General features: G+C 61.7%; 20 protein-coding genes. 14 read left to right on the forward strand and 6 right to left on the reverse strand.

Annotation, left to right across the window (positions count from 1 at the left end):
• The first annotated feature begins 10 nt into the window (after positions 1 to 10).
• The 7 genes from HMPREF3104_RS05070 to HMPREF3104_RS05100 all read left to right on the forward strand — a co-directional run bounded on the left by HMPREF3104_RS05070 (position 11) and on the right by HMPREF3104_RS05100 (position 7,858).
• Entirely contained in the window at positions 11 to 1,453 is a 1,443-nt protein-coding gene (locus tag HMPREF3104_RS05070) for an MFS transporter (RefSeq protein WP_070494656.1), read from the forward strand.
• Complete coding sequence (locus HMPREF3104_RS05075) at positions 1,450 to 3,069, forward strand: glutaminase (RefSeq protein WP_070494657.1); 1,620 nt, start codon at positions 1,450 to 1,452, stop codon at positions 3,067 to 3,069. The genes HMPREF3104_RS05070 and HMPREF3104_RS05075 overlap by 4 nt, the downstream gene beginning before the upstream one ends.
• Before the next feature lie 5 nt (positions 3,070 to 3,074).
• On the forward strand, positions 3,075 to 3,746 hold the full coding sequence (locus tag HMPREF3104_RS05080; RefSeq protein WP_141738137.1) for a hypothetical protein: 672 nt from the start codon (positions 3,075 to 3,077) through the stop codon (positions 3,744 to 3,746).
• 34 nt (positions 3,747 to 3,780) lie between these two features.
• A complete protein-coding gene (locus HMPREF3104_RS05085) occupies positions 3,781 to 4,485 on the forward strand; it encodes a hypothetical protein (protein WP_070494659.1) in 705 nt (234 codons plus the stop codon).
• A 45-nt stretch (positions 4,486 to 4,530) separates the two neighbouring features.
• On the forward strand, positions 4,531 to 5,292 hold the full coding sequence (locus tag HMPREF3104_RS05090) for a hypothetical protein (protein WP_070494660.1): 762 nt from the start codon (positions 4,531 to 4,533) through the stop codon (positions 5,290 to 5,292).
• Between the two features lie 123 nt (positions 5,293 to 5,415).
• Entirely contained in the window at positions 5,416 to 6,657 is a 1,242-nt protein-coding gene (locus HMPREF3104_RS05095) for an ATP-binding protein (protein ID WP_052205646.1), read from the forward strand.
• Positions 6,658 to 6,667: 10 nt separating this feature from the next.
• Positions 6,668 to 7,858 (forward strand): alpha-amylase family protein, encoded by a 1,191-nt coding sequence (locus HMPREF3104_RS05100; RefSeq protein WP_070494661.1) that lies wholly within the window; start codon positions 6,668 to 6,670, stop codon positions 7,856 to 7,858.
• Positions 7,859 to 8,180: 322 nt separating this feature from the next.
• Here HMPREF3104_RS05100 and HMPREF3104_RS05105 read toward each other — a convergent pair whose 3' ends face one another.
• Together HMPREF3104_RS05105 and HMPREF3104_RS05110 are read right to left on the reverse strand one after the other, a co-directional pair.
• A complete protein-coding gene (locus tag HMPREF3104_RS05105; protein ID WP_070494662.1) occupies positions 8,181 to 8,807 on the reverse strand; it encodes a hypothetical protein in 627 nt (208 codons plus the stop codon).
• 86 nt (positions 8,808 to 8,893) lie between these two features.
• The gene (locus tag HMPREF3104_RS05110; RefSeq protein WP_070494663.1) at positions 8,894 to 10,264 is read right to left on the reverse strand and encodes a M20/M25/M40 family metallo-hydrolase; all 1,371 of its coding nucleotides are present in this window, start codon (positions 10,262 to 10,264) and stop codon (positions 8,894 to 8,896) included.
• Here HMPREF3104_RS05110 and amn point away from each other — a divergent pair.
• Positions 10,263 to 11,636, forward strand: a complete 1,374-nt coding sequence (gene amn, locus HMPREF3104_RS05115) for an AMP nucleosidase (RefSeq protein ID WP_070494664.1) — start codon at positions 10,263 to 10,265, stop codon at positions 11,634 to 11,636. The two genes, HMPREF3104_RS05110 and amn, sit on opposite strands and share 2 nt — an antisense overlap.
• A 272-nt stretch (positions 11,637 to 11,908) precedes the next feature.
• Here amn and HMPREF3104_RS05120 read toward each other — a convergent pair whose 3' ends face one another.
• Positions 11,909 to 12,829 (reverse strand): hypothetical protein, encoded by a 921-nt coding sequence (locus tag HMPREF3104_RS05120; protein WP_141738138.1) that lies wholly within the window; start codon positions 12,827 to 12,829, stop codon positions 11,909 to 11,911.
• Between the two features lie 25 nt (positions 12,830 to 12,854).
• Here HMPREF3104_RS05120 and HMPREF3104_RS05125 point away from each other — a divergent pair, with 25 nt between their 5' ends.
• From HMPREF3104_RS05125 to HMPREF3104_RS05135, 3 genes are read left to right on the forward strand one after another with little or no spacing between them, the layout of a single operon-like run.
• A complete protein-coding gene (locus tag HMPREF3104_RS05125) occupies positions 12,855 to 13,805 on the forward strand; it encodes a Sir2 family NAD-dependent protein deacetylase (RefSeq protein ID WP_070494666.1) in 951 nt (316 codons plus the stop codon).
• Between the two features lie 5 nt (positions 13,806 to 13,810).
• Positions 13,811 to 14,950: a glycosyltransferase 87 family protein gene (locus tag HMPREF3104_RS05130; RefSeq protein ID WP_168156358.1), complete on the forward strand. Its 1,140-nt coding sequence runs from the start codon at positions 13,811 to 13,813 to the stop codon at positions 14,948 to 14,950.
• Positions 14,883 to 15,770 carry a CAP domain-containing protein gene (locus tag HMPREF3104_RS05135; RefSeq protein ID WP_141738139.1) on the forward strand — a complete coding sequence of 296 codons (888 nt, stop codon included), beginning with the start codon at positions 14,883 to 14,885 and terminating at the stop codon, positions 15,768 to 15,770. Before HMPREF3104_RS05130 ends, HMPREF3104_RS05135 begins: the two co-directional genes overlap by 68 nt.
• 381 nt (positions 15,771 to 16,151) lie before the next feature.
• On the opposite strand, the gene HMPREF3104_RS05140 is transcribed toward HMPREF3104_RS05135, so the two are convergent.
• Positions 16,152 to 17,498 (reverse strand): dicarboxylate/amino acid:cation symporter, encoded by a 1,347-nt coding sequence (locus HMPREF3104_RS05140; RefSeq protein WP_070494669.1) that lies wholly within the window; start codon positions 17,496 to 17,498, stop codon positions 16,152 to 16,154.
• Positions 17,499 to 17,613: 115 nt separating this feature from the next.
• Here HMPREF3104_RS05140 and HMPREF3104_RS05145 point away from each other — a divergent pair, with 115 nt between their 5' ends.
• Complete coding sequence (locus HMPREF3104_RS05145; RefSeq protein WP_070494670.1) at positions 17,614 to 18,135, forward strand: gamma carbonic anhydrase family protein; 522 nt, start codon at positions 17,614 to 17,616, stop codon at positions 18,133 to 18,135.
• Here HMPREF3104_RS05145 and HMPREF3104_RS05150 read toward each other — a convergent pair.
• The gene (locus HMPREF3104_RS05150) at positions 18,119 to 19,180 is read right to left on the reverse strand and encodes an ROK family transcriptional regulator (RefSeq protein ID WP_141738140.1); all 1,062 of its coding nucleotides are present in this window, start codon (positions 19,178 to 19,180) and stop codon (positions 18,119 to 18,121) included. The genes HMPREF3104_RS05145 and HMPREF3104_RS05150 overlap by 17 nt on opposite strands.
• A 107-nt stretch (positions 19,181 to 19,287) precedes the next feature.
• On the opposite strand from HMPREF3104_RS05150, the gene HMPREF3104_RS05155 reads away from it, so the two are divergent.
• Positions 19,288 to 20,958 (forward strand): DUF885 domain-containing protein, encoded by a 1,671-nt coding sequence (locus HMPREF3104_RS05155; RefSeq protein ID WP_052205634.1) that lies wholly within the window; start codon positions 19,288 to 19,290, stop codon positions 20,956 to 20,958.
• A gap of 30 nt (positions 20,959 to 20,988) precedes the next feature.
• Here HMPREF3104_RS05155 and HMPREF3104_RS05160 read toward each other — a convergent pair whose 3' ends face one another.
• Complete coding sequence (locus tag HMPREF3104_RS05160) at positions 20,989 to 22,008, reverse strand: AbrB family transcriptional regulator (protein ID WP_070494672.1); 1,020 nt, start codon at positions 22,006 to 22,008, stop codon at positions 20,989 to 20,991.
• Positions 22,009 to 22,034: 26 nt separating this feature from the next.
• Here HMPREF3104_RS05160 and HMPREF3104_RS05165 point away from each other — a divergent pair, with 26 nt between their 5' ends.
• Entirely contained in the window at positions 22,035 to 22,790 is a 756-nt protein-coding gene (locus HMPREF3104_RS05165; RefSeq protein ID WP_070494673.1) for a TSUP family transporter, read from the forward strand.
• Positions 22,791 to 22,844 lie beyond the last annotated feature (54 nt).

Genomic DNA, 22,844 nt, shown 5'->3' on the forward strand with positions numbered 1-22,844 from the left:
TACTCCCACTATGAACACGCCTTCACCATTTTCCGACGCTTCCGAAAAGCGCCAGCGCTGGATGTTCTTTGCCATCATTTCGCTGGGTCTGTTCATGATCAGTTTGGACAACTCGATTATGTATACGGCGTTGCCGTCGATTACGGAGCAGCTTGGGGCGTCGCAAAGCCAAGCCCTATGGATCATTAATGCCTACCCGCTGGTGCTCTCCGGCCTGCTGTTGGGCACGGGCACGCTGGGGGACCGGGTGGGGCACCGCCTGATGTTCATGGTGGGGCTGATTGTGTTCGGTGCGGCCTCGCTTATGGCGGCGTTTTCGCCGACGCCGGAGATGCTGATCGCGGCTCGCGCCTTCCTGGGCATCGGTGGGGCGACGATGATGCCGGCAACGTTGGCGCTAATCAGCCTGACATTTCCGTACGGCCAGGAACGCAACACGGCGATTGGTTTGTGGAGCGCGGTCGCAGTGGTGGGTAATGCCATGGGCCCTGTGATTGGTGGGCTGCTGTTGGCGAAGTTCTGGTGGGGCTCGCTGTTTCTGATCAACGTGCCGGTGGTCATCATCGCGTTGGTGGCTACGGCGGTACTCGCGCCGCCGAATGTGGCGAATAAGGCGAAGAAGTGGGACGCACCGTCTTCCATTTACTCCCTGATCACGCTGCTTGGCCTGACCGTGGCCATTAAGCAGGCGGCGAATCCGGAGCGCACGACCGTGGTCATGGCGGCTGCTGTGGTGGCGATGCTCTTGTTCGGCCTGCTGTTCCACTACCGGCAGCAGCGCCTGACGGATCCGCTGCTCACACTGGATATTTTCCGTTCCCCGATCTTTTTAGGTGGCGTGATTGCGGCGGGCGGAAGCATGTTCGTCTTCATCGGTGCGGAGCTGCATACAGTGCAGAAGCTGCAGCTGATTAATGGCTATTCGCCGCTGCACGCCGGCCTTGTCATCATTGCGATGGCGCTTGGTGCACTGCCCGCGTCCATCCTCGGCGGCGCAAACCTGCACCGTGTTGGTTTTCTGCCGTTGATTGCGGGTGGGTTCGTGGGCGGTGGCGTCGGTACGCTTCTGCTCATCGCTGGGGAGAAGTCCGGCTCCCTGCCGCTGGAGATCCTCGCGCTGGCGCTGCTTGGGTTCAGTCTGGGTTTGGTGATGAGCGTGGCGTCCACGGCAATTATCGGCTCCGCACCCGCGCACCGCTCCGGCATGGCCGCCGGCGTGGAGGAGGTGGCCTACGAGTTCGGCGCGCTGATCACCGTGGCCATTACCGGTGCGCTGATGGCACGCTGGCTGGCGCTGGGGGAGCCGACCATGGGGTACGAGGCGGCGTACGTTGACGCATACCAGGACGTGTTGTGGCTGGTTGCAGGAATTTCGCTGCTGTTCGGCCTCATCACCTGGGTGTGTTTCTATAAAAACCCGAAGACGGCTTCGGACCTAGACTCGGCTACATGACATCGCCGGTAACGCAGTACCTTCACACCATGTTGGATGCGGTGCGCGACCAGGATTCTGGTGAGCGCGCCGATTACATCGAGAAACTCAAAAACGCCGACCCAGACAAGTTGGCGTTGGCGCTTTGTACTATCGACGGCCACGTGTACTCCGCCGGCGACACCGACTATGAGTTCTCCATCCAGTCCATTTCCAAGCCCTTTGTCTACGCGTTGGCGTTGGACATGTACGGCGCGGAAGAGGTGCACAAGTACGTCGGCGTGGAGCCCAGCGGTGAGGCGTTCAACCAGCTGTCCCTGGACAGCAAGGGGCGTCCGGCGAATCCGCTGATCAACGCGGGTGCCATTACGGTTAATCAGTTGATTGGCGGTCCTGAGATGGCCGTGGATAAGAGAGTGGAAAAGATCCGTGACTACTTCTCCCGTCTGGCGGGCCGCGAGCTGGCGGTGGACCAGGAGATCTTTGAGTCTGAAATGTCCACCGCGGACCGCAACATGGCCTTGGCGCACCTGCTGCGGGAGGCGGACATGGTTACTGACCAGCCGCATGAGGCCGTGTCCAGCTACATCAGCCAGTGTTCCGTGCTGGTCACGGTGAAGGATCTGGCGCTGATGGCCGCCACCCTGGCAAACGGAGGTACGCAGCCGGTGACGGGGGAGAAGATCCTGACCGCTGAGGCCTGCCGGGTCACGCAGGCGGTGATGGTCTCTGCCGGCATGTACGACGCTTCCGGCCGCTGGATGGTCAACGTGGGTATCCCGGCGAAGTCCGGCGTTGCGGGCGGTTTGATTGGCACGATGCCGGGACAGCTTGGCATTGCCTCGCTCAGCCCCCGGCTGGATGCGCAGGGCAATTCGGTGCGCGGCGTGAAGCTGTTCCGGGAGCTGTCCAGCGCGCTGGATCTGAACCTGGTGTCTTCGAACTTCTACTTCGCGCCGGGCATACGTTCCGTGTCCAGTGTGGACGGCGCGACGGTGGTGGAGCTGCAAGGCATGATCAACTTCGCTATTGCAGAAAAGAACTTGTATGCGTTACGACGCATGCGTTTAGCCCCCCGCCTCGTCCTGGATGTCTCCCGCGTGACCTCCTTTAACAAGGCGGGCCGCGACCTGATCAAGGATGGCCTGATGCAGTTTAGGGACCAGGGCGTGGACGTGTCCATCTACGACCCAGACCAGGCGATGAGCGACTACGAGTTTTCCGACGGCACCACCGCGCGTGCCATCCGCGAATTCACCACGTCGTTTTCCGTACCCGGCTCACGCGACGAGGTGTTTAGCGCCTTTACCAAGCCGAACGAGTGGTTCGACGGCGAGGACAGTGAGTTTGACGGGTTTGACGGGTTTGCTGAGTTTGAATCTGCGGATGTGGAGGAGTCCGACGACGGCACCCGCGTGGTGTGGAAAGCCGACGAAGACGATGACGCCGAGCTGGTTTTCGACTTCCACGACGACGAGTCCGGCTCCGGCCAAACCAAAGTCAGCCTCACGCGCAGAGGTGCCGGATCGGAGGAGAAAGGCTATGCGGATGCGGCGAAAGGCTGGCGCGAGCGTCTAGCCAAGGGGCTGCAGCCTTGGCTGAAGCGTGGCGAAGACGCCGATGCTGGTGGAAAATAGGGCGCATGCTTCCTTCCCGAACGCCCAACATGCTGGGGGCGACCGTCGTCGCTTCTGCGTTGCTGCTTGCTGCCGGTTGCAGCGTTGGTGGGGAAGGCGCTGTGCCGTACTCGCAGCTTTTTAACGGCGTCACGTACAAAGGCGAGCCGATTATTCCAGCTCCACAGGAAGACATGGAAGAGATGCTAGAAGCCTTCCTCGCCTCGGAAGCGGAAGGGTATGAGGAGCAGCTTGACCCACCCGAATGTGCCGAGCTGTATAGCGACCAGGGCCACGAGCTTGATCTTGAAAACCTGTCTCTAGATAAGACCGCGTTCGGTGCAGTCAAGCTCGACACCTTTTCCGTCAGGGTTTACAGCGAGAACGTATACGTCAACCCCGAGGCGAAAAAGACACCCCAAGATGACCCTGAGTTAGCGGAAGCATGCCAGGACTTCTCCGTCACATCGGATCAGGGCACCATACATATCCACGTTGAGCCGATTCCGTTTAAGGGCAATACGGACAGAGGTTATGCCCACAAGCAGGTGACCGAAAGCGATGGCATGGAGTATGAAGGCTTCTACACAGCCGCTTGGAAAAACGACGCTTTTGTCACGCTCTACCACTCGGCGGTTGACCAGGAATCTATCGACGCTGGGTTTGAAACCCTGAACATGGTCCTCGACCGCCTGTAGACCGCTTGTAACCTCCAGAACCCAAAGGAGCAACATGTCCACCATCCGCCAGTGCAAAAAGTTTGGAAGTGTCCTCGTAATATCCTCGCTGCTGCTTGCGGCCGGATGCAGCACTGGTGGGGAAACGGGTGGCGAAGAATCTGCCGCACCTGCCGCCTCGGCTGTGCCTTACCCGCAGCTTCTTGAGGGCATCACGTACAAAGGGCAGCCAGTTGTTGTGGCTTCGCCGGAGGAGCTGGAAGAGACGATACAAACTTTCGGTGAATGGGGACCGGGCGGGTTCGAAATACAGCTTGACCCACCCGAATGCGGACCGCTGTATGGGGGCGATGGCCTGAAATATAATTTTGAAAAGCTATCCCCAGAAACGTTCACAGTTGCTACTGCTGAGACCGATGGGTTTTCCGTCAGGGTGTACAACAAGGACGCCTACCTCAACCCGGAGGCGAAGAAGCTGCCCCAGGATGATCCGAAATTGGCCAAAACATGCCAGGACTACTCCATTACAACGCAGTACGGCACCATACAGAGCCACATTGAGGCGCTTCCGTTCAAGGGCGATAGCGACAGAGGCTACGCCCATATCCAGACCAGCCAGAGCGACGACATGGAATATGAAATGTTCTATACAGCCGCGTGGAAGGACGACGCCTACGTCACGCTGTCTCATACGGCAGTGGACCAAGAATCCATCGACGCCGGGTTTGAAACCCTGAACATGATCCTCGACCGCTTGTAGACCGCTTGTAACCTCCAGAACCCATCCAGAACCCAAAGGAGCAACATGTTGACTTCCCGCACGTTCAAGAAGATTGGAAGCACCCTCTTTACAGCCTCGCTGTTGTTCGCGGCGAGCTGCAGCACTGGTGGCCAAGAAGCTGCAGCGCCAGAATCCCCGGAAGCGCCGGCAGTGTCTGCTGAAACTAGTGCAGCGGACGCCGCAACAACCGAAACATCTGCCGCCCCGGATGTGGATTTCTCGCAGCTTCTAGACGGCGTTACCTACAAAGGCCAGCAAGTCCTCGCAATTTCGCAGGAGGGGATTGAGGACTACATACGACAAGCGCGGGAAACAGAGGTTGATTATGACGCGCAGTTTGATCCACCCGAGTGTGCGGAGGCGTTTGAAAGCAACGCAGAGGATTACGACCCCGAAAAGCTGAGCTTGGAAACGATGACTATTGGTGACCTGCAGACGGACGGGTTCTCCCTCGTCGCGTTCAGCAGGGACGCACTCAAAGACGGCATCGACGCTACGTGGGACCCGTCAGACTTCTCCAAGTGCCAGCAGTACTCCTACACCGCACCGGAGCTTGGGACGATGCACGTGAGCATCGAGGAGCTTCCGTTTGAGGGCAACGTGGAGAATGGGTACGCGATTATCCAGCGAATTGAGGATGATGGTTCAGGCCTTGAGCCTCTTGACGTCTACAACACGGTCGCTGTGAAAAACGGTGCGCAGGTCAACGTCAACCTCACCGTGGTCACCGATGAAAACATCGCGGCTGCCAACGAAACGCTGAACATGGTGCTAGACCGCTTGTAGGCAGCTTGTGGGCCGCGAACGGGCTGTGTGCGGAACATAAGTAGTCTTCAACCAGGAAAATAAGTAGCGTTCACGACGGAAAATAAGTAGCGTTCAGAACGGAAAATTGGTAGCGTTCGCGCTATGGGTTACTTGACAAGAGTTGTGGACATGCAGCTTGACCAGCTCTTACCGTACGTTTCTGCGATTGCCATCGAGGGTCCAAAGGGCGTCGGCAAAACAGAGACAGCCGCGCGCCGGGCGAAGACGGTGCTGAGGTTGGATGAAAGCGCGGATGCCGCTGCGTTGGCCTCGGATCCTTCGTTTGGCTCGTTTCCAAAACCGTTGCTCATTGATGAGTGGCAGGTAGAACCACAGTCCTGGAACCGGGTGCGTAGAGCGGTGGATGATGGCGCGGAGGCAAGTAGCTTTCTGCTGACGGGTTCCGCGACTCCGGTGACAGGCACTGATACGCATAGTGGCGCCGCTCGAATCATTTCGTTGCGCATGCGCCCGCTGGCTTTGTTTGAGCGCCCTGGATGGCAGGCAACTATTGGTTTGCGGGACCTCTTTCAAGGGACGGCTGAGATCAGCGGTTCCACGGAGAAAACGCTGACTGATTACATCGAAGCCATTGCCAGCGGTGGTTTCCCTGGCTTCATGCAGGCACCCCAGCTGGTGAGGGAACAGCAGCTGGATTCCTATTTAGCGCGGATTGTGGATAGGGACTTGCCGGATCAGGGATATACGGTGCGCAATGCGGCGTCGTTAATGAACTGGCTGGCGGCGTACGCGGCGGCAAGCTCTACCACGACGAGCTACCAGGAGATTCTGGACGCGGCTACGCCTGGGGACGCGGACAAGCCAGCAAAGACCACCACCATGAAGTACCGCGAAAAACTTGCAGAGATTTGGATGCTTGATCCGGTGCCTGCATGGGATTTCCGTCGATCACCGTTTGCCGGTTTGGCACGTGCGCCGAAGCACCAGCTGGCGGACCCTGCGTTTGTGCTGCGGTTGTTGAAGATTCCGGCGAAGAAATTAAGCACCCGCTTTAACTACATGCTGGGGCCGCTGTTTGAGTCGCTTGCTACATTGTCGGCTCGGGTTGCTGCGCAGGCAGTGTTTGGCAATGTATCGCATTTCCGCACGTCCAAGGGGGACCGGGAAATTGATCTGATTGTCCAGAACGCGGACGGGGACATCATTGCCATTGAGGTCAAGCTCAGCGTGGATGTGGATGATGAGGATGTGCGACACCTGCTGTGGTTCCGCGAGCAACTTCCAGAGGATGTGGTGGACACCGTAGTGTTGACTACCGGGACGCGGGCGTATCGGCGCGCGGATGGAGTTGCGGTGATCCCGCTGGCTATGTTTGGCCCCTAGACTGGCCAGCATGATTGACAACACAATTTGGTGGCACGTCTATCCTCTCGGTGCGACGGGGGCGCCGATTCGTGATCGCGGGGACAACCCGCAGGATGCCGCCCACCGCCTGCCCAAGTTGGAGGCGTGGCTGGATTACCTGATTGAGCTGGGCTGCAACGGCCTGCTCCTCGGCCCGATTTTTCAGTCAGTGGGCCACGGTTATGACACGTTGGATTACTACACAATCGATTCCCGCCTGGGCACTAACGAGGACTTCGATCACCTCATGGCCGCCTGCAACGAGCGCGGCATCCGCGTGATGTTGGACGGCGTGTTCAACCATGTCGCCCGCACACACCCGTGGGTGGCAGAGGGCTTGGCGGGGGATACGGACTGGGAGGGCCACGCTGAGTTGGCCACGCTTCACCACGCTGACCAGCGGGTCAAGGACCACGTGGTGGACATCATGTGCCACTGGCTACGCCGCGGTATTGCGGGTTGGCGTCTGGACGTTGCGTATTCCGTCCCGCCCGAGTTCTGGCGCGAGGTGCTCGCCCGGGTCCGCGAGGAGTTCCCGCATGCGATGTTTCTTGGCGAGGTCATCCACGGCAACTACGCCGAAATCACCCAAGCCGGCACCCTGGATGCCGTCACGCAGTATGAGCTGTGGAAGGGCATCTGGTCTTCGCTGGTAGATGGGAATTTTTGGGAGCTTGCGCATGCGCTTGAGCGTCATAACGCAATCGCCCAGCAGGTGCTGACCAACACGTTCATTGGCAACCATGACGTGGACCGGATCGCGTCCAAGGTGGGGCAGGACAAGCTGCCGCTGGCCATGGCGATTCTCATGATGGTGCCGGGCATGCCCAGCATCTATTACGGCGATGAGCAGGGCTTCGAGGGCCTGCGCACGGAGGGTTTCGCCGCCGACGACAGCGTCCGCCCGCCGCTGCCCGACAACCCAGGTGAGCTCTCCCCGATGGGTTGGTGGATCTACAGGCAGTGGCAGGAGCTCATTGCTTTCCGACGCCAAAACGCCCCCCTCACCCACGCCACCCTCGAAGTCCTCGACAAAACCAACGAAACGATCAGCTTCGTCTGCCGCACCGGCGCCGACGCTGGTTTCGACGAGCGGCAGATTCAACTCGACGCGTGGCTCACGCCAACCCCGGGCGTGCGCATCCACGCAGACGGCAACACCCTCTACGAGTGGACCTAGCCAGCGCGCTAACACCCGCGTTAGGTCCCGGTGTCCTGAACGTTCTCACCGTGCAACTCGGCCGTACCACCCGGCCGTGCCGCCCTCTCGGAACAAATATGCAGGGGAAGATATGCAGGAGTAATGGTCAGAGCGTTTTTTCAATAAGAGGTCCGTTAATGAAAATGGCCCGTGACCTGCAGACCTGCATATCTTCCCCTGCATATCTGTGTTTCCCGAGGTGCCGCGGGCCGCGCCCGAGGCCGTGCCATCGGGCCGCCGGGGAGATTTCCGCGGGGTCCGGGTTAGTTGAGCGGTTAGTTGAGCCGGTTAGTTGATGCGGTTAGTTGATGCCAGGCACCTTGACGTTGAAGAAGTCGAGGATGGCGGCTAGGGCTTGGCGAAGCATCGCCAAGACATCCGGCAACACCACAGTGCCAACGCCATTGACCGGGACCTCGAAGGACGGCGCGCCGGCAGGGGCGAGCACGATGGTGTTCTGTGCCGCCGGTGCCGCAGGTGCGGGGGCTGCCGGTGCGGGGGCCTGCTGCTGCGGCTGACCCTGCTGGCCTTGGCGCGGTGCCTGCTGCTGCGGCTGGCCCTGGTTGTTCTGGGGTGCGCGCTGGTTGTTCTGCGCGGTGCCGCCGCCTGCGTTGCCGGAGCCACCAGCGTTGTTGCCGCTGCCTTTGAGGCCGCAGCGGTTGGCGGCTTCGTCGACACGCGCGAGCGCATTCAGGATCTGTGGACCGCGGCTGTCAAAGCGGGCGACGGTCTGCGCCTGGCGGACCTTGGAGTTGTAGTCCGCCTCGTTGGTCCAGTAGCGCTTCGCTTGGTCGCAGGAGATGGGGCCGGAGGGGAGTTTCGCCAAAGCGTCGTCAATCATGTCGGCCTGGGCGGCCGGTGCCAGCGCAATCGTGCTGGCCACGGCGGCGCCAAGGGCAAGGGTGCGTGCAGGGAAAGGATTTCGCATGCACGACAGTATGTCACGGAAGTGGCGCAAGTGTCACCTGTGACAGCGCGCAAACGCGCTAAAGTGCGCGAACGCGCTAATGCACGCTAGAAGCAGAACCGCTCCACCAAAGAGCGGTAGGCGCGGGCGGTGAGGCGGACGTCTTCAACCTCCACGTATTCGTCGTGACTGTGCAGCGTATCCAGCACACTGCCCAACGTCTGGTGGCGCTGGTGCATGGCAAAGCCGTACCCCACACCGCCTTTACGGCGGCCAAAGCGCAGGTCCGAACCACCCGCCGCCAACGTGGGCACCACCGGTACGCCGGGGAAGAATTCCGCAAACGTGTCCAGAATCGCCTGGTAGAGGGGGCCGTCGGTGGGGGAGACGGTGGCGTCTTCAGTAATCAGGTGGGTGATGTCCACTTCATCGGCCATATCACCCAGCGCCTCGACCAACAGCGCGTCAATATCCTCCTGCGTCTGGCCCGGAAGCGGGCGGATATCCATCTCCAACCACGCCACCGACGGCAGCACGTTAATCGCCTGACCTGCGCGAAGTACCGTCTGCGCCAACGTTAAGTGGCTCATGGCGTGTGAGTAACGGGCCAGCCCGCCGAGCGCCTCGTAGCCCTCGCCGCGAAGCAGCGCCGCTTCCGTCTCCGGATCAAACTTGAATGCGCGGACGTATCCGGGCCACGGCTCGTCGCGAGTCACCGACGGCTCCAACGCCGCCACGCGCCGGGCAACCTCCGCAATCTTCACCACCGCGGACTCGCGCCCATGCGGCGCCGAGCCGTGCCCGGCATCCCCATGCACCGTCAACCGACGCTGACCAGCACCCTTTTCTCCCACGACCACGATCAACGCGTCGCTGCCGTCCTCCACGGGCAGGTGGGACCCGCCCTCCTCGGACAAACAGTTGCGCCAGGAAAACGCCTCCGGCTCATGCTCCGCAATCCATCCGGCGCCCAGGCCGCCGCGGGCCTCCTCGTCCGCCAACCCCACAAACGTTAGGGTCCCGCGTGGCGGCACCCCGCGCATCGCCACGTCACGAACCGCCGCGGCCATGGATGCCGTGATGTACAACATGTCCGTCGCACCACGCCCAAAAATCTTGCCGTCTACCTCTTCGGCACCGAACGGATCGCGCGTCCACTTCGGCGCATCCACCGGCACCACATCCGTGTGCCCCAGCAGGGTCAGCGGCTCCACGGAAGGATCCGAGCCCTCAATCGTAAACGCCACGGACACGCGCCCCGGGTGGGGTTCGAAGTGGCGGATGTGGATGGACAACGGGGCGTCGGCAAGCAAAAGCCCCTGGCGGAAAAACTCCTCCAACGTGTCCGCATTGCGGACCTCCTGGCCGGAATCGGGCGTGAGATCATTCACGCACGCGTTGCGGATCAGGTCTTTGAGCAGGGCAAGTGCGGCATCCTCGGGCGAAGGGAGGCCCGCAGTAACTACGGTAGGTTTCATGGACACAGTGCAGGAGCTTAGCTCGCTTTACGACGCCTCCGTCACCCTCGCCCACGACACCCTCAGAACCGGCGAATGGCACAGGTACGCCGACGTGCGCTACCCAAAACTGTCCGTAACCGTCAAACACTGGCAACCAATCGACCGCCTCGAACCCTTCGGCTACGTCGACGAAGCCGGCACCTACTCCGCCGTGCTGTCGCGCCCCGACCTCATGGCCGGCTACCTGCGCGCCCAACTTGACGCCCTGACCTCTAACTACGACTGCGACGTCACCGTCACCTACTCCGACGTGTGCATCCCACCCGAATACATCCCCGGCCTGGAGGGGTTCGGGGAACTACCTGCTAAAGCGCGCGAATACGTGCCGCGGCCCGCGCTCGACGCTGTTGATGACGCGATCGTGGACGGCCACTGGGACGCCTTCCACGGCCACGAAAAACCCCTGTTCCACTTCAGCCCCCAACGCTTCGACCTGGCGATTGCCCGCCTGCGCCACTACACCGGCATCGACGTGGACACCCTGCAGAAATACATCCTGTTCACCAACTACGCCATGCACGTCACCGAATTCGTGCGCTTCGGTGTGCGCGAACTGGCCAGCCAGGATTCCCGCTACACCCGCCTGGTACTGCCGTCGGGCGAAACCATTTCCGACACCGTCGCCGTCGAAGACCTCGAACTCGGCTCCAAATTCCAAATGCCACGCTACGACCTAGTCACCGAGGGTGGCGACGGCATCACCATGATCAACATCGGCGTCGGCCCCTCCAACGCCAAAACAATCACAGACTGCCTGGCAGTACTGCGCCCAGAGGCCTGGATCATGATCGGCCACTGCGCCGGCATGGACGCCCGCATGCGCATCGGAGACCTCATCCTTGGCAACGCCTACGAACGCCACGACCACCTGCTGGACGGCCATTTACGACCCGAACTTCCCATCCCCGCCGTCCCCGAAATCCAACGCACGCTGGAGAAATCCGTCGCCCGGGTCTACGGCGACGACACCTCCCTCATGCGCACCGGCACCGTCCTATCCACCGGCGACAGAAACTGGGAATGGAAAGCGCCACGCGACCTTTGGAACTGGCTCCGCGGCTCCACCGCCGCCGCCGTAGACATGGAATCCTGCACCATCGCCGCCAACGGATACCGCTACCGCATCCCCTATGGCGCGCTGCTGGCCGTCTCCGACCTGCCACTCCACGCCGTACCGAAACTGCCCGCCGGTGCCCAGGCCTTCTATGCCAACTCCAAAGAAGCCCACGTCATGTGCGCCGTGCGCGCCATGGAGAAACTAGCCCGCCGCCCCGAACGCCTGCGCACCCGCAAGTTACGACGCACCATCGGCGAAGTCCCGTTCCGGTAGGGGTGCCGCGTGGGTCCTCCCGCGCGGTGCTCTCGCGCGGTGCTCTCGCGCGGCGCTCTCGCGCGGTGCTCTCGCGCGGCCACGGGACCCTCCGAGAACAAATATGCAGGGGAAGATATGCAGGTCTGCAGGTCACGGACCGTTTTCATTAACGGCCACCTTATTGAAAAAACGCTCTGACCAGGGAACCTGCATATCTTCCCCTGCATATCTGTTGAAAAGCGGCGCGAGCGAACGCGCGAACGCTCCCGCGACCGCCGGCGCGAATCAAGTTACGGCACCGCGTCGGGCCCGAAGATGCGGCTAACGGCGGCGTTGAACATGGCAAGGAAGCGTTCGGGTTCGCGCTCCACAAGCCAGGGGGCGACGCGGAGGAAGTCGATGCCGTGGTTGGTGATGTAGTCCTGCCGGAATTTTTCCTTGCGAAACGCCTGGTCGGTGGGGCCGTAGGTGGCGCCGTCCATTTTGACTAGGCCGTCCATTTCAACAGCTAGGCGGTGTCGGTGGAGGAGGTCGACTCGGTAGCGTTTGTCGGTGACTACGGGGTTGACTTCAAGGTCGGTGTAACCGGCGTGGATAAGCAGGCCGCGCATGAACGCTTCGGGTGCGGATTCGGATCGGGTGCTGGCGTGGGCGGCGGCGCGGGCTGCCACGCCGATGCCGGGAACGCGCGGTGACATGGCTACTTCGCGTTGCAAACTGGCCACGGAGAATCCGCCAGACTGCACGAGCCAGTCGGCGGTGGTGAGGGCGTGGGGGAAGCCGTCGAAACGCGCGATGTGCAAAAAGGTTTGGAAGGGGCTGGTGGTGGACATGTGGTCGCCACGCACGATGTCGCGGGTGGTGGTTTGGATGTAGCGCACACCGGCGGGCCAGCTGGGACGCGGCGGGACGGATTTGAGCACTACCTGCACTTCGTGCAGTGGTGTGTTGGCCACCCACATGTCGTTGAGGTAGGCGGAGGCGCGACCGGTTATGACGGCGTTGCGCATGGACAGTCCCACGCAGTAGGCGCGCAGCCAGTGTTGCTGGTTGACGGGCAGCGACAGGTAGGCAACCGCGTCGATGGCGTGCGAAGTGGATAGCGTTTGCAGGCGCCCGCGCTGCAGCGCCTCGTGTGTCTCCCGCGGCAGCGTTCGGTGTACGCGGATGTCTATGAGTTGTCCCCGAAGTTCCTTTTTCCAATCCCCCATGCCCAACACACTAATCTGAACAACGATGCACCGTACAGATTTCACCGATTTTGATGACCCGGCCGTGGCCATGGCGCACAAAAGCGCCGTGCGGTCCATTGAGCGGGTGGTGCATGAGACGGTGCCGGCGACCCCGCCACAGGAGGCGCTGGAGCAAACCATCAACCAGCTCCAGAACCCGAAAAACCTGGTGATCACGGGTGCGGGCGTGTCCACGGCGTCGGGGATTCCGGATTATCGCAGCAAGAATGGGCGGCTGACCAAGGGCCGGCCGATGACGTTTCAGGAGTTCGCGCATTCGCCACAACAGGTCAGACGTTATTGGGCGCGCGCGTTTGTGGGCATCCGCATGATGCGCGCCGCCGCGCCGAACCGCGCGCATTTTGCGTTGGTGGAGCTGGAGCGCGCCGGGCTGCTGACAGGGCTGGTCACGCAGAATGTCGATGGCCTACACACCCAGGCCGGCAGCCGAAACGTCATTGCGCTGCATGGGGACATGGATCATGTGGTGTGCCTGGATTGTCATACGTTGCATGAGCGTTTGCTTATCGACGCCCTCTTAACCCACGCCAACCCCCACTTCCTCACCCTGGTTGAAAACGAAAACCTAACCATCAACCCAGACGGTGACGTGGAGTTGCCCGCACACTACGTGGAGCAGTTCACCATGATTGGGTGTCCGACCTGCAGAAGTGAACGCCTGAAGCCGAACGTGGTGTACTTCGGTGAGAACGTGCCGAAGGCGCGCCGGGCGCAGGCGGATCGATGGCTGGCGCAGTCTACGGGCGTGATTGCCATCGGCACGAGCCTTGCGGTGATGAGCGGCTACAAGTTCATCATTGACGCTACGAAGCAGGGCAAACCCGTCACCGTGATCAACGGCGGGCCGGGGCGTGGGGATGTGAAGGCGGATACGGTGTGGCGCACCGATGTCGGCGAGGCGTTGGATGAAATCCTTGACGGCGTGGGATTATGACGACCATGACCGTCATAAACGCTGTGATTCTGCTTGCCGCAATTGCGTTTTGCGGTTGGCGCTACAGCGTGAACGCTGGCACGTTGGAAAGCGTCTTCACCAAAGAGGTGCCCTCTGACCTGCAGGTGTATCTGCTTGGTGGGCAGAAGGTGGCCAACCACCAGGATCTCTATGACGGGGATCTGTTGCCCGGGTTGCCGTTTACCTATCCGCCGTTTTCGGGTGTGGTGTTTTCGTGGTTCGGGCTGCCCACGCCGACCCTTGCGTTTTGGTGGAATGCGCTGGCTGTGGTGTTGCTGGGGGTGGTGTGCTACGGGGCGTCGAGAAGCATAAATGCTCCCTTGCTTGCGGTGTTTTTCATCCTGGCTACGGAGCCGGTGCACGCGACCTTGTATTTCGGCCAGATCAATATTTTCCTGATGGCGTTGGTGTGCCTGGATTTTCTGCCGCGCAACCGGCTGCCCGGCATTGGTACGGGCCTGGCCGCGGGGCTGAAGCTCACGCCCGCGTATTTCCTGCTGCTGCTGGCGGTGCAGGGCCGGTGGGGCTCGATCGCCATTGCCGGTTTCACCTTCCTGTGCACGGTGGCGGTTGGGTTTCAGCTGGTCCCGGACGCGGCGCGTTTTTGGACTGAGTCCATGTTCAACTCGGATCGCGTGGGCGTGGCGGACAACCCCGGCGCCCAGGCGCTGCGCCAGGTGCTCAGCCGTGAGCTGGGTATTGACTCCACCGCCCTGTGGTTACTCTTGGCGGTTCTGGTCACGGCGATCGCGGCGTTTGGAGCCTATTTTGCTTATCGACGCCACGATCTCCCCCTCGCCGTCGCCCTCACCGGCATGGCGTCCTGCCTGGTCAGCCCGTTTTCTTGGCATCACCACTGGGTGTGGATCGTGCTGCTGGGGTGTGTGGTGTACCGCTGGTGGGGCGCGGTGCCGATGATCGTGCTTATGCTGCCCTTTGTTGCGGACAACGTTGCCTACGGGCTCTTTAGCGTCCCCAACATCGCGTTCACGTTAGTGCCGTTGTGTTTCATGGTTATTTACGCAGGCTACGGTGCCTATCAGCTACAGTTGGAATATGCGCAAACGTCTTCTCGCGGCAACGCTGACCGCCGCCCTCATCGCCGCCCCTCTCCAAACCGCTAACGCTGAACCCGCCCCCGTCACGGGCGTGGAACTTGGCACGACTATTGACGGTGCTGTAGCCGTGAACTCACGTTTTGATTTCACCGAGGCCTACACCATCGGCCTGCCACAGCTGAAGAAGCTGCGCGGCGAGATGTGGGACATCAACCCGCCGTTCAACGGTGTTTCGCTGCGCGAGGCCGCGGGGAGGGCTGGTTTGAAGACCAAGGAGCAATACGTTAACGCCGTCAACATTGATGCGAACTTGACCCGCATCGCCGTCCAGCGCGCAGCGGAGCAGTACGCAACCGGTGGATACTGGGGCGAGCTTTCGCACGATCGCGTAAGGCCTAACGATACTTGGACTGCCACCATTGACGGCAAGCAGTCTTGGGCGGAAATTCTTGCGGCTGGCAAAATGGCTGACGCCATTTCCCAGGGTTGGGGCTATGGCGAGCTGGACGCGTTGAAGAGGGCCAACGGGAAATCCAACCCGAGGAACGGCCACCTTCACACGCTACTTAACCCCAGATACCACTACTACGGATTTGGCACAGTCAACGTGTACGAGGGACGCCATTTCTATGACTTCTCCGCAGGTCAAGCAAGCGAACATACCCTGGGTGGCGCAGCGCTTCCGGAAGGCAAACAGGCGCTGAACCTGTACCGCCCAGCCCGAGATGGCGAGAAGCCGACGGGCATCCAGGAATACAAGGAGCCGCCGACCGGCCCGCTTGGCGGTGGTTCGAGCTCTGGCGCTCGGACGATCATCGGCATCATCGTCTCGATTGTCTCGCTGCTGAGCGTGCTCGCGGGGTTCGCGCAACAGTTCATGCGCTAGGGCTTGAAACGCCCAGGGCACCCGAAACCGACTGCACCAATTTCCAAATTGGTGCAGTTTTGCTTTGAAACGCCCAGGTGGGTGCAACTGCTCGGGGAATTACTGCACTGGTGCAGCCGGCACGGTCGGTGCGGTCGGCGCAGCCCGGCCTGGCGGGCGTCCCGGCGATCCACGCCGCGGCCCCGGGCAGGGTCCGCAGCACCCCGGAAACACAGATATGCAGGGGAAGATATGCAGGTCTGCAGGTCGCGCACCATTTTCATTAACGGGTGCCTTATTGAAAAAACGCCCTGACCAGGGAACCTGCATATCTTCCCCTGCATATTTGTTACATGTGGGCCAGATTCAAGACCCAGATTCAAGACCAGATCGAATTCATGGTTACTCGGAGGCTTGATTCACCGGCTCAGCCGTGGCTACCGGCTCAACCGCGGCAGTCGGCTCAGCCTCAACGCCGCTCTCGGCGGCGTCCCAAACCTCCTGGTTCAGGATGCCTTCGCGCTTGGCCACAACGGCGGCAACAAGTGCTTGGCCGGTGACGTTGACGGCGGTGCGGCCCATGTCAATGATCGGGTCCACGGCCAGGAGGAGGCCAACGCCGGCAAGTGGCAGGCCAAGGGTGGATAGCGTCAGGGTGAGCATGACGGTTGCGCCGGTGGTGCCGGCGGTGGCTGCGGAGCCAAGCACGGCGACGATGGCAATCAACAGGTAGTCGCCAAACCCAAGCTCAACGCCGTAGAACTGGGCGACAAAGATCGCGGCGATTGCCGGGTAGATGGAGGCGCAGCCGTCCATTTTGGTGGTGGCGCCAAGCGGGATGGCAAAGGACGCGTATTCACGCGGCACGCCCATGGATTCCTCGGTGGTGCGTTGGGTCACCGGCATAACGCCCATGGAGGAGCGGGTGACAAAGCCGAGCGTGGTCACCGGCCAGACCCGCTTGAAAAATCCGAGCACCGGTAGACCAACCACGGCCAGAACCGCGGGGTACAGCACGAAGATGACAAGTGCGAGGCCGAGGTAGATGGCAAAGACGAACTTGCCCAAAGAACCCAAGGCGTCCCACCCGTAGGAAACAACGGCGTTACCAATGAGTGCGGCGGTGCCGATTGGGGCGAGGCGGATGACCCACCACAGCACTTCCTGGATGACCTTCAGCAGGGATTCGGAAACGTTGATGAACGGCTCCGCGGCCTTGCCCACGCGTACGGCTGCGATGCCGATGAGCAGGGAGATCACCAGGATTTGGAGGACGTTGAAGTTGATGGAGATGGCGTTGGCGTCGTTAAGCTTGGCGCTCAAGCCCAAAATGTTTGACGGCACTACCGAGTTGATGAAGCCCATCCAAGAGCCGGTGGAGGAGGGGTCGGCGGCGTTGGCGGCGTCCACGGTGGAGTTCACTCCGGGTTTGACCACCAGGCCAACGATGATGCCGATGATCACGGAGAAGAACGCGGTGATGGCGAACCAGACCAGCGTTTGCACTGCTAGGCGTGCGGCGTTGGTGACTTGGCGCAGGTTGGCAATGGAGGTGACCACCGCGGTGAAGACGAGGGCGGGGATGAGCAGTTTCAGTAGCTGCACGTAGGTTTTGCCAACCCAGCTCAAGGCTGCGGCGAGCGCGTTGTCGTCGCCCATGCCGGCGGCGATGAATCCGAGGATCAGGCCGATGATGAGGCCTGCGATGACTTGGGCGCCGAAGCTAGTGGCCCATTTTGGTAGATGCATTGTAACTCCAATAGACAGATCGGTTCATCAGAAACCGGGAATACGCAGTTAACCTACACCATTAGCCGTGGCGTGTCCCAAATCGAGATGAACAGCTCTGTCTTATTCTGGTGGCATGATCTACAGTTTCGAAGGCCACACGCCCCAAATCCATGACACCGCCTGGGTGTCCCCAGAGGCCACGGTGATCGGGCAGGTCACCCTTGGCCCCCATGTCAATGTTTGGCCGGGGGCTGTGCTGCGTGCCGACGTCGGCGTTATCACCATCGGCGCCCACTCCAACATCCAGGACAACTCCGTGATCCACGTAGATACCGGTGGCGAGACGGTCTTGGGGGAGTACGTCACCGTCGGGCATATGGCAATGCTGCACTCCTGCACGATTGAAGACGCCTGTTTGATCGGCATGTCCGCCACCGTGCTCAGCCGCTCAGTGGTGGGGGAGGGCACCATCATCGGCGGCGGCGCTGTGGTGTTGGAGGAGCAGGAGATCCCTGCGTTTTCCATCGCGGCGGGCGTGCCGGCGAAGGTGAAGCGTGAGCTGGATCCGGAAACTCGTCAAGCACGCATCAAGCACGCGGAAGGCTACGTTGAGCTGGCCGAGCGCTACCGCACCGGGCTCAAGCGGATCGACTAAGCGGATCGGTCAGCACCAGGTCGAGGGCCACGGCGCGGGCGATGTCGCGGACCATCTCGCGGTGGCCGGGCAGCATGCGCAGGTCAATCTTTGCGTGGTCGCCGGTTGCGCGTACCGCTTGGGCGAAGGGGGCGGGGGACAATGGGTCATCAATAAACGCACTGCCCGCGATGACCACCGTGGAGGGGTTGTGTTCCGTGCACAGCTCACCAACCAGCTGGCCTAGGTTGCGGGCGCGCTTGTCCAGCGCCGGGCGGGTCACGGTCTGGTACTTCGAGTCCGTCACCGCCTGGCGCAGCGTCCGAATCTCCGGCTTGTTAATGGTGCTGAGCAGGCCAAAGGTGGTCAGGTCGTCGCGTTCGACGTTGATGTTGTGCACGCCGTCGTTGGTAGTAATGGCGCACGCTAGAGAGTCATCCGCGAACAGCGCCATCACTGAGGGAGTGGCCAGGTCGCGGCTGGACTGCATCTCAGAGCCGACGATGGCCGCGGACACTGAGCTGACCTGGACGGGCACGGAGAATTGTTCGCGGAGCTGATCGCCCAGCGCAACATTTTTCCAGTTGAGGTTGGGGGCGGTCACCCGGCCGTCCGTAGTCACGGTGCCCGAAGCCGTAACGCCAACGGTGGCCAGGGGGCGGTCGATGGTGGCGGTGAGTTTGTTCAGCTCGGCCATGATGTGCTGGATAAAGTCATCTTGGTCCAGCTTTGCCACGGGCAGCTGCGCATCAACGAAGCGCAGCGTGCGGCCTTTCAGGTCAAACAGGGCGATATAGGTGGCGTCGGTGCCGATGGAGATGCCGGCGTGGACGGTTTCCAGCTCCGCCAACTCGAGCGGGACGGTGGGGCGTCCGCGGCCGCGCGTTTTGGCTAGGTCGAAGCGTTCGGTGACGTAGCCGGCCTGCGAAAGTGCGGCGATTGCGCGGGTAATTGTGGGCTGGGATAGTCCGGTGGCCTCTATGAGTTCGGCCCTGGTGGTCAGCTGACCAAGCCGCACGAGGTGCAAGCACTTGGCGGCGGGGGTCTGAGGGCGGAGGAAAGCCATGCATAATGAGTACACCATTCTAGACCGCTTTGTCCATTCGGCGCGTAGTAAGCTGTGCAAGGCTGGATTCGTGGTAAAACACGCGATTTGGGCTAGACTGCCTTCCCATGACTGCAACATCCGAGCCCTTGCGTAAGCCATCTCTGCTTGACGCTACCTGCGAGGACTTCGTGTACGACATTGCGGAGCTCGTGCCCACCCTGGGCACGCAACTAGGCATGGAGGGCCTAGACGGTGAGCTGCAAGATTACAGCCCGGAATTCTGGAACTCCGTGGCTGAGCGCATGCGTGACTTGGTCCAGGACATTGACGCCCTGAATGACTCCACGGATGACTCGGACGATGAAGACGACTTTGATGACGTCGACCACCTCACCGCCGCCGTTGTGCGTGACCGCATCACTAGGGAGCTGGAGCTGCACCACAACGGTGAGTGGCTCAGCAGCCTGAACGTTATTGACTCGCCGCTGCAGACCATCCGCGATTCCTTCTCCCTGATGAGCCAGGAGACCCCCGAGGACATTGAGGCGATTGCCTCGCGTCTGTCCAAGGTGCGCGGCGCCCTGCACGGGTATGCGGAGTCCTTGGCGGAGGCGGCGCAGACGGGCAACGTGGCGTCGCATCGCCAGATTGATGCTGTGATTAACCAGGCGGAGGCGCTGGCAGAGGTCGGCTCCCAGCTGGAGCAGCTCGGCGTGGATCCGGAGAGCGCGCCGGTGCAGGACGCCAAGGACGCGTTCGCTGAGTTTGCGGACTGGCTGTCCACAGAGCTGTCCCCGCAGTCCTCCCACGAGGACGCTGTGGGCCGTGACCGCTACGAACTCTTCGCGGGCCTTTTCCTGGGCCGCGACATTGACTGGGACGAGGCCTACGACTGGGCCAAGGAACAGCTCGCGGAGACCGTGGATGAGCAGGGGCGCTTGGCGTCGGAACTCTATGGCCCTGGCACGACCGTGCTGTCCGCCTACCGCCAGCTCAACGAGGACCCGCGCTACCAGCTGCGTGGTACCGACGCGCTGCTGGAGTGGATGAACTCAGTCAACGAGCGCGCCTTTGCTGAACTCAACGGCGAGGACCTCACCGTTCCGCCTGAGCTGCACAAGGTGGAGTGCGCGATTGACCGCGCTGGCTCCGGCGGCATCTTCTACACCCCGCCTTCAGACGATCTGGAGCGCCCCGGCACCATGTGGTGGTCCGTGCCGCACGGCCAAGAGGTATTCCACACCTGGCAGGAACTGACCACTGTTTTCCACGAGGGCCTGCCGGGCCACCACCTGCAGATTGGCACCGCGCTTCTGCAGCGCCGCAGCATCAACCTGCTGCGCCGCAACCTGTTCTACTCCGGCCACGGCGAGGGCTGGGCGCTCTACGCCGAGCACCTCATGGCAGAGCATGGCTATTTTGAGGATGCGGGCTATCGCATGGGGTTGCTGGATGCCCGCAGGTTGCGTCTGGCGCGTGTGCTTATCGACGTAGGCGTGCACCTCAAAAAACCCACCCCCGACGGATCGGGCATCTGGGATGCCCAATACGCCAAGGCATTCCTGCGCGACAACTGCGCGCTCGGCGAGGCACAGGTGGCGTTTGAGCTGGACCGCTACCTGGGTTGGCCAGGCCAAGCGCCGTGCTACGCCCTTGGTTTCCGCGACTGGCTGAACCTGCGCGACAAGGCCCTGGAGCAGGGCATGACCCTGAAGCGTTTCCACGACAAGGCGCTGCGCCTGGGCTCAATGCCGATGGACATGCTGGCGTGTGAGGTGCTCAACCACGGCGCTTAGCTCCGCTCAGCGCCGTGAGAAAGCGTGTACTTAGCGCTGGTGCTTCAACCGCAGAAGGATCTGCGGCAAGTAGCCCGCGAACAGCACCACGCAGATCAACCGGATCAGCTGCAGCGTGATCACGGCTGGGCCGGTGCCGCCCTCAGCGGACAGGGCGAGCACGGTTTCAATCGCGCCGGGCGTGGTGGCCAGGTAGCCCTCAAGCGGGGTCAGGCCCAGCCACTTCGACATCACCCAGCCCATGCCAGCGCAGGCGGCCATGAGGATGATGATGTAGAGGAACGTGGCCGGCAGCATGCGTGAAAACAGCTTCAGCGCCGGCACGCTTAAGCCGCCGCCAACCATCCAGCCAATCGCAATGAGCGCGGCAATAGTAACCGGGGCGGGGCTGACCACCGGCACCTTAACCACGTAGCCCACCAGCACAGTGAGCAACATCGGGCCGAAGATCGGTGCGTTGGGCAGGCGCAGCAGCTTGCCCAACGGCTGGCCCACAAAGGCCATGGCGGGAACGAGGATCCACATCCACCACTCGGTCGGCTGCGCGCTGAAACTGCCGTCGCCGGTGGCCCCCAGCAGTGACGCCACCAGCGGCAACGTAAACGACACCACCAGAAGCCGCAGGTACTGCGACAGCGCAACATAGCGCACGTCCGCACCAACCTCGTGGGCGATTGCGGGCATGATGGACGCCCCACCGGCCAACAGTGACAACACGCCTGTCTCACGGGACACCCCGTGGTTGGCCAGGATGATGCCGCCGCCAAACGCCAGCAGGATAATGAACGCCGCGCTGACCAAACCGGGCACAAGGTAGCGCACCAGGTCCGCCGGCGGGATGCCAACCAGCGGCAGGGCCGCCATCACACCGATGATGCCGCGGGCGAACTTGAAAAAGATGTCGTTGACTTCAAGCTCACGCTTGCCAATCAGCGCGGCCGCACCGGAAGCGATGATCGCGCCCAAGATCCACGCCGCCGGCACGTGCGCCCAACTCAGCAGGGCGCCCAGCGCCACGGACGCAGGTACTACGAAAAGCCAACGGTTCACAGCCGCTTAGGATACCCTTTGCGCTTATGACTCCAACCGCCATCACCATCCTCGCCATCGCCGCAGCCTTCGCCGGTTGGATTGATGCGGTGATTGGCGGCGGCGGTTTGGTGCTGATCCCGGTGCTGATGAGCGTCACCGGCATGCCTGCCGCATCGGTGCTTGCCACCAACAAAGTCGCGGCGGTCACGGGCACGGCGTCGGCGGCGATCACGCTGGTGCGCAAAGTGGGCGTGCCCAAGGCAACGTGGTCCTATGCCCTAGCGGCGGGCGCGGCCAGCGCAGGTGGTGCGGCGGCGGTGGCGTTGATTAGTGATAGCGTCGTGCGCCCCGTCATCATCGTCCTGCTCCTAGCCGTGGGCGCGTTTGTGGCGTTGCGGCCGGAGTTTGGGGTGGGCGGTGATGGGGTGTTCACGGGGCGTCGACAAGCAATGGCCCTTGTAGCGGCCGCTGCCATCGGGTTCTACGACGGCATCTTCGGCCCCGGCACCGGCATGTTCCTCATCATGGCGTTCACCGCCGTATTCGCGCAATCCTTCATCCGATCCGCCGCCATGGCCAAAGTAGTCAACACCGCCACCAACATCGGCGCGCTCAGCGTGTTCATCATCGGCGGATACGTGGTGTGGCCACTGGCAATCGGCCTTGCGGTGGCCAACGTCATCGGCGCGCAAATCGGCGCCCGCACGGTGCTCGCCGGCGGCTCCAAGCTGGTCAGGTTCGCGCTGCTCGGGCTGGTGGTGGTCCTGAGCACCAAGTTGCTTATGGACGAACTGCTGTAGCCAACCACGGAAAATGCGTAAAAAGTACGCAGAAAGCCTTTTTAAGTTATCCTT

This window comes from Corynebacterium sp. HMSC30G07, from assembly GCF_001806945.1.
Taxonomy (GTDB): domain Bacteria; phylum Actinomycetota; class Actinomycetes; order Mycobacteriales; family Mycobacteriaceae; genus Corynebacterium; species Corynebacterium riegelii.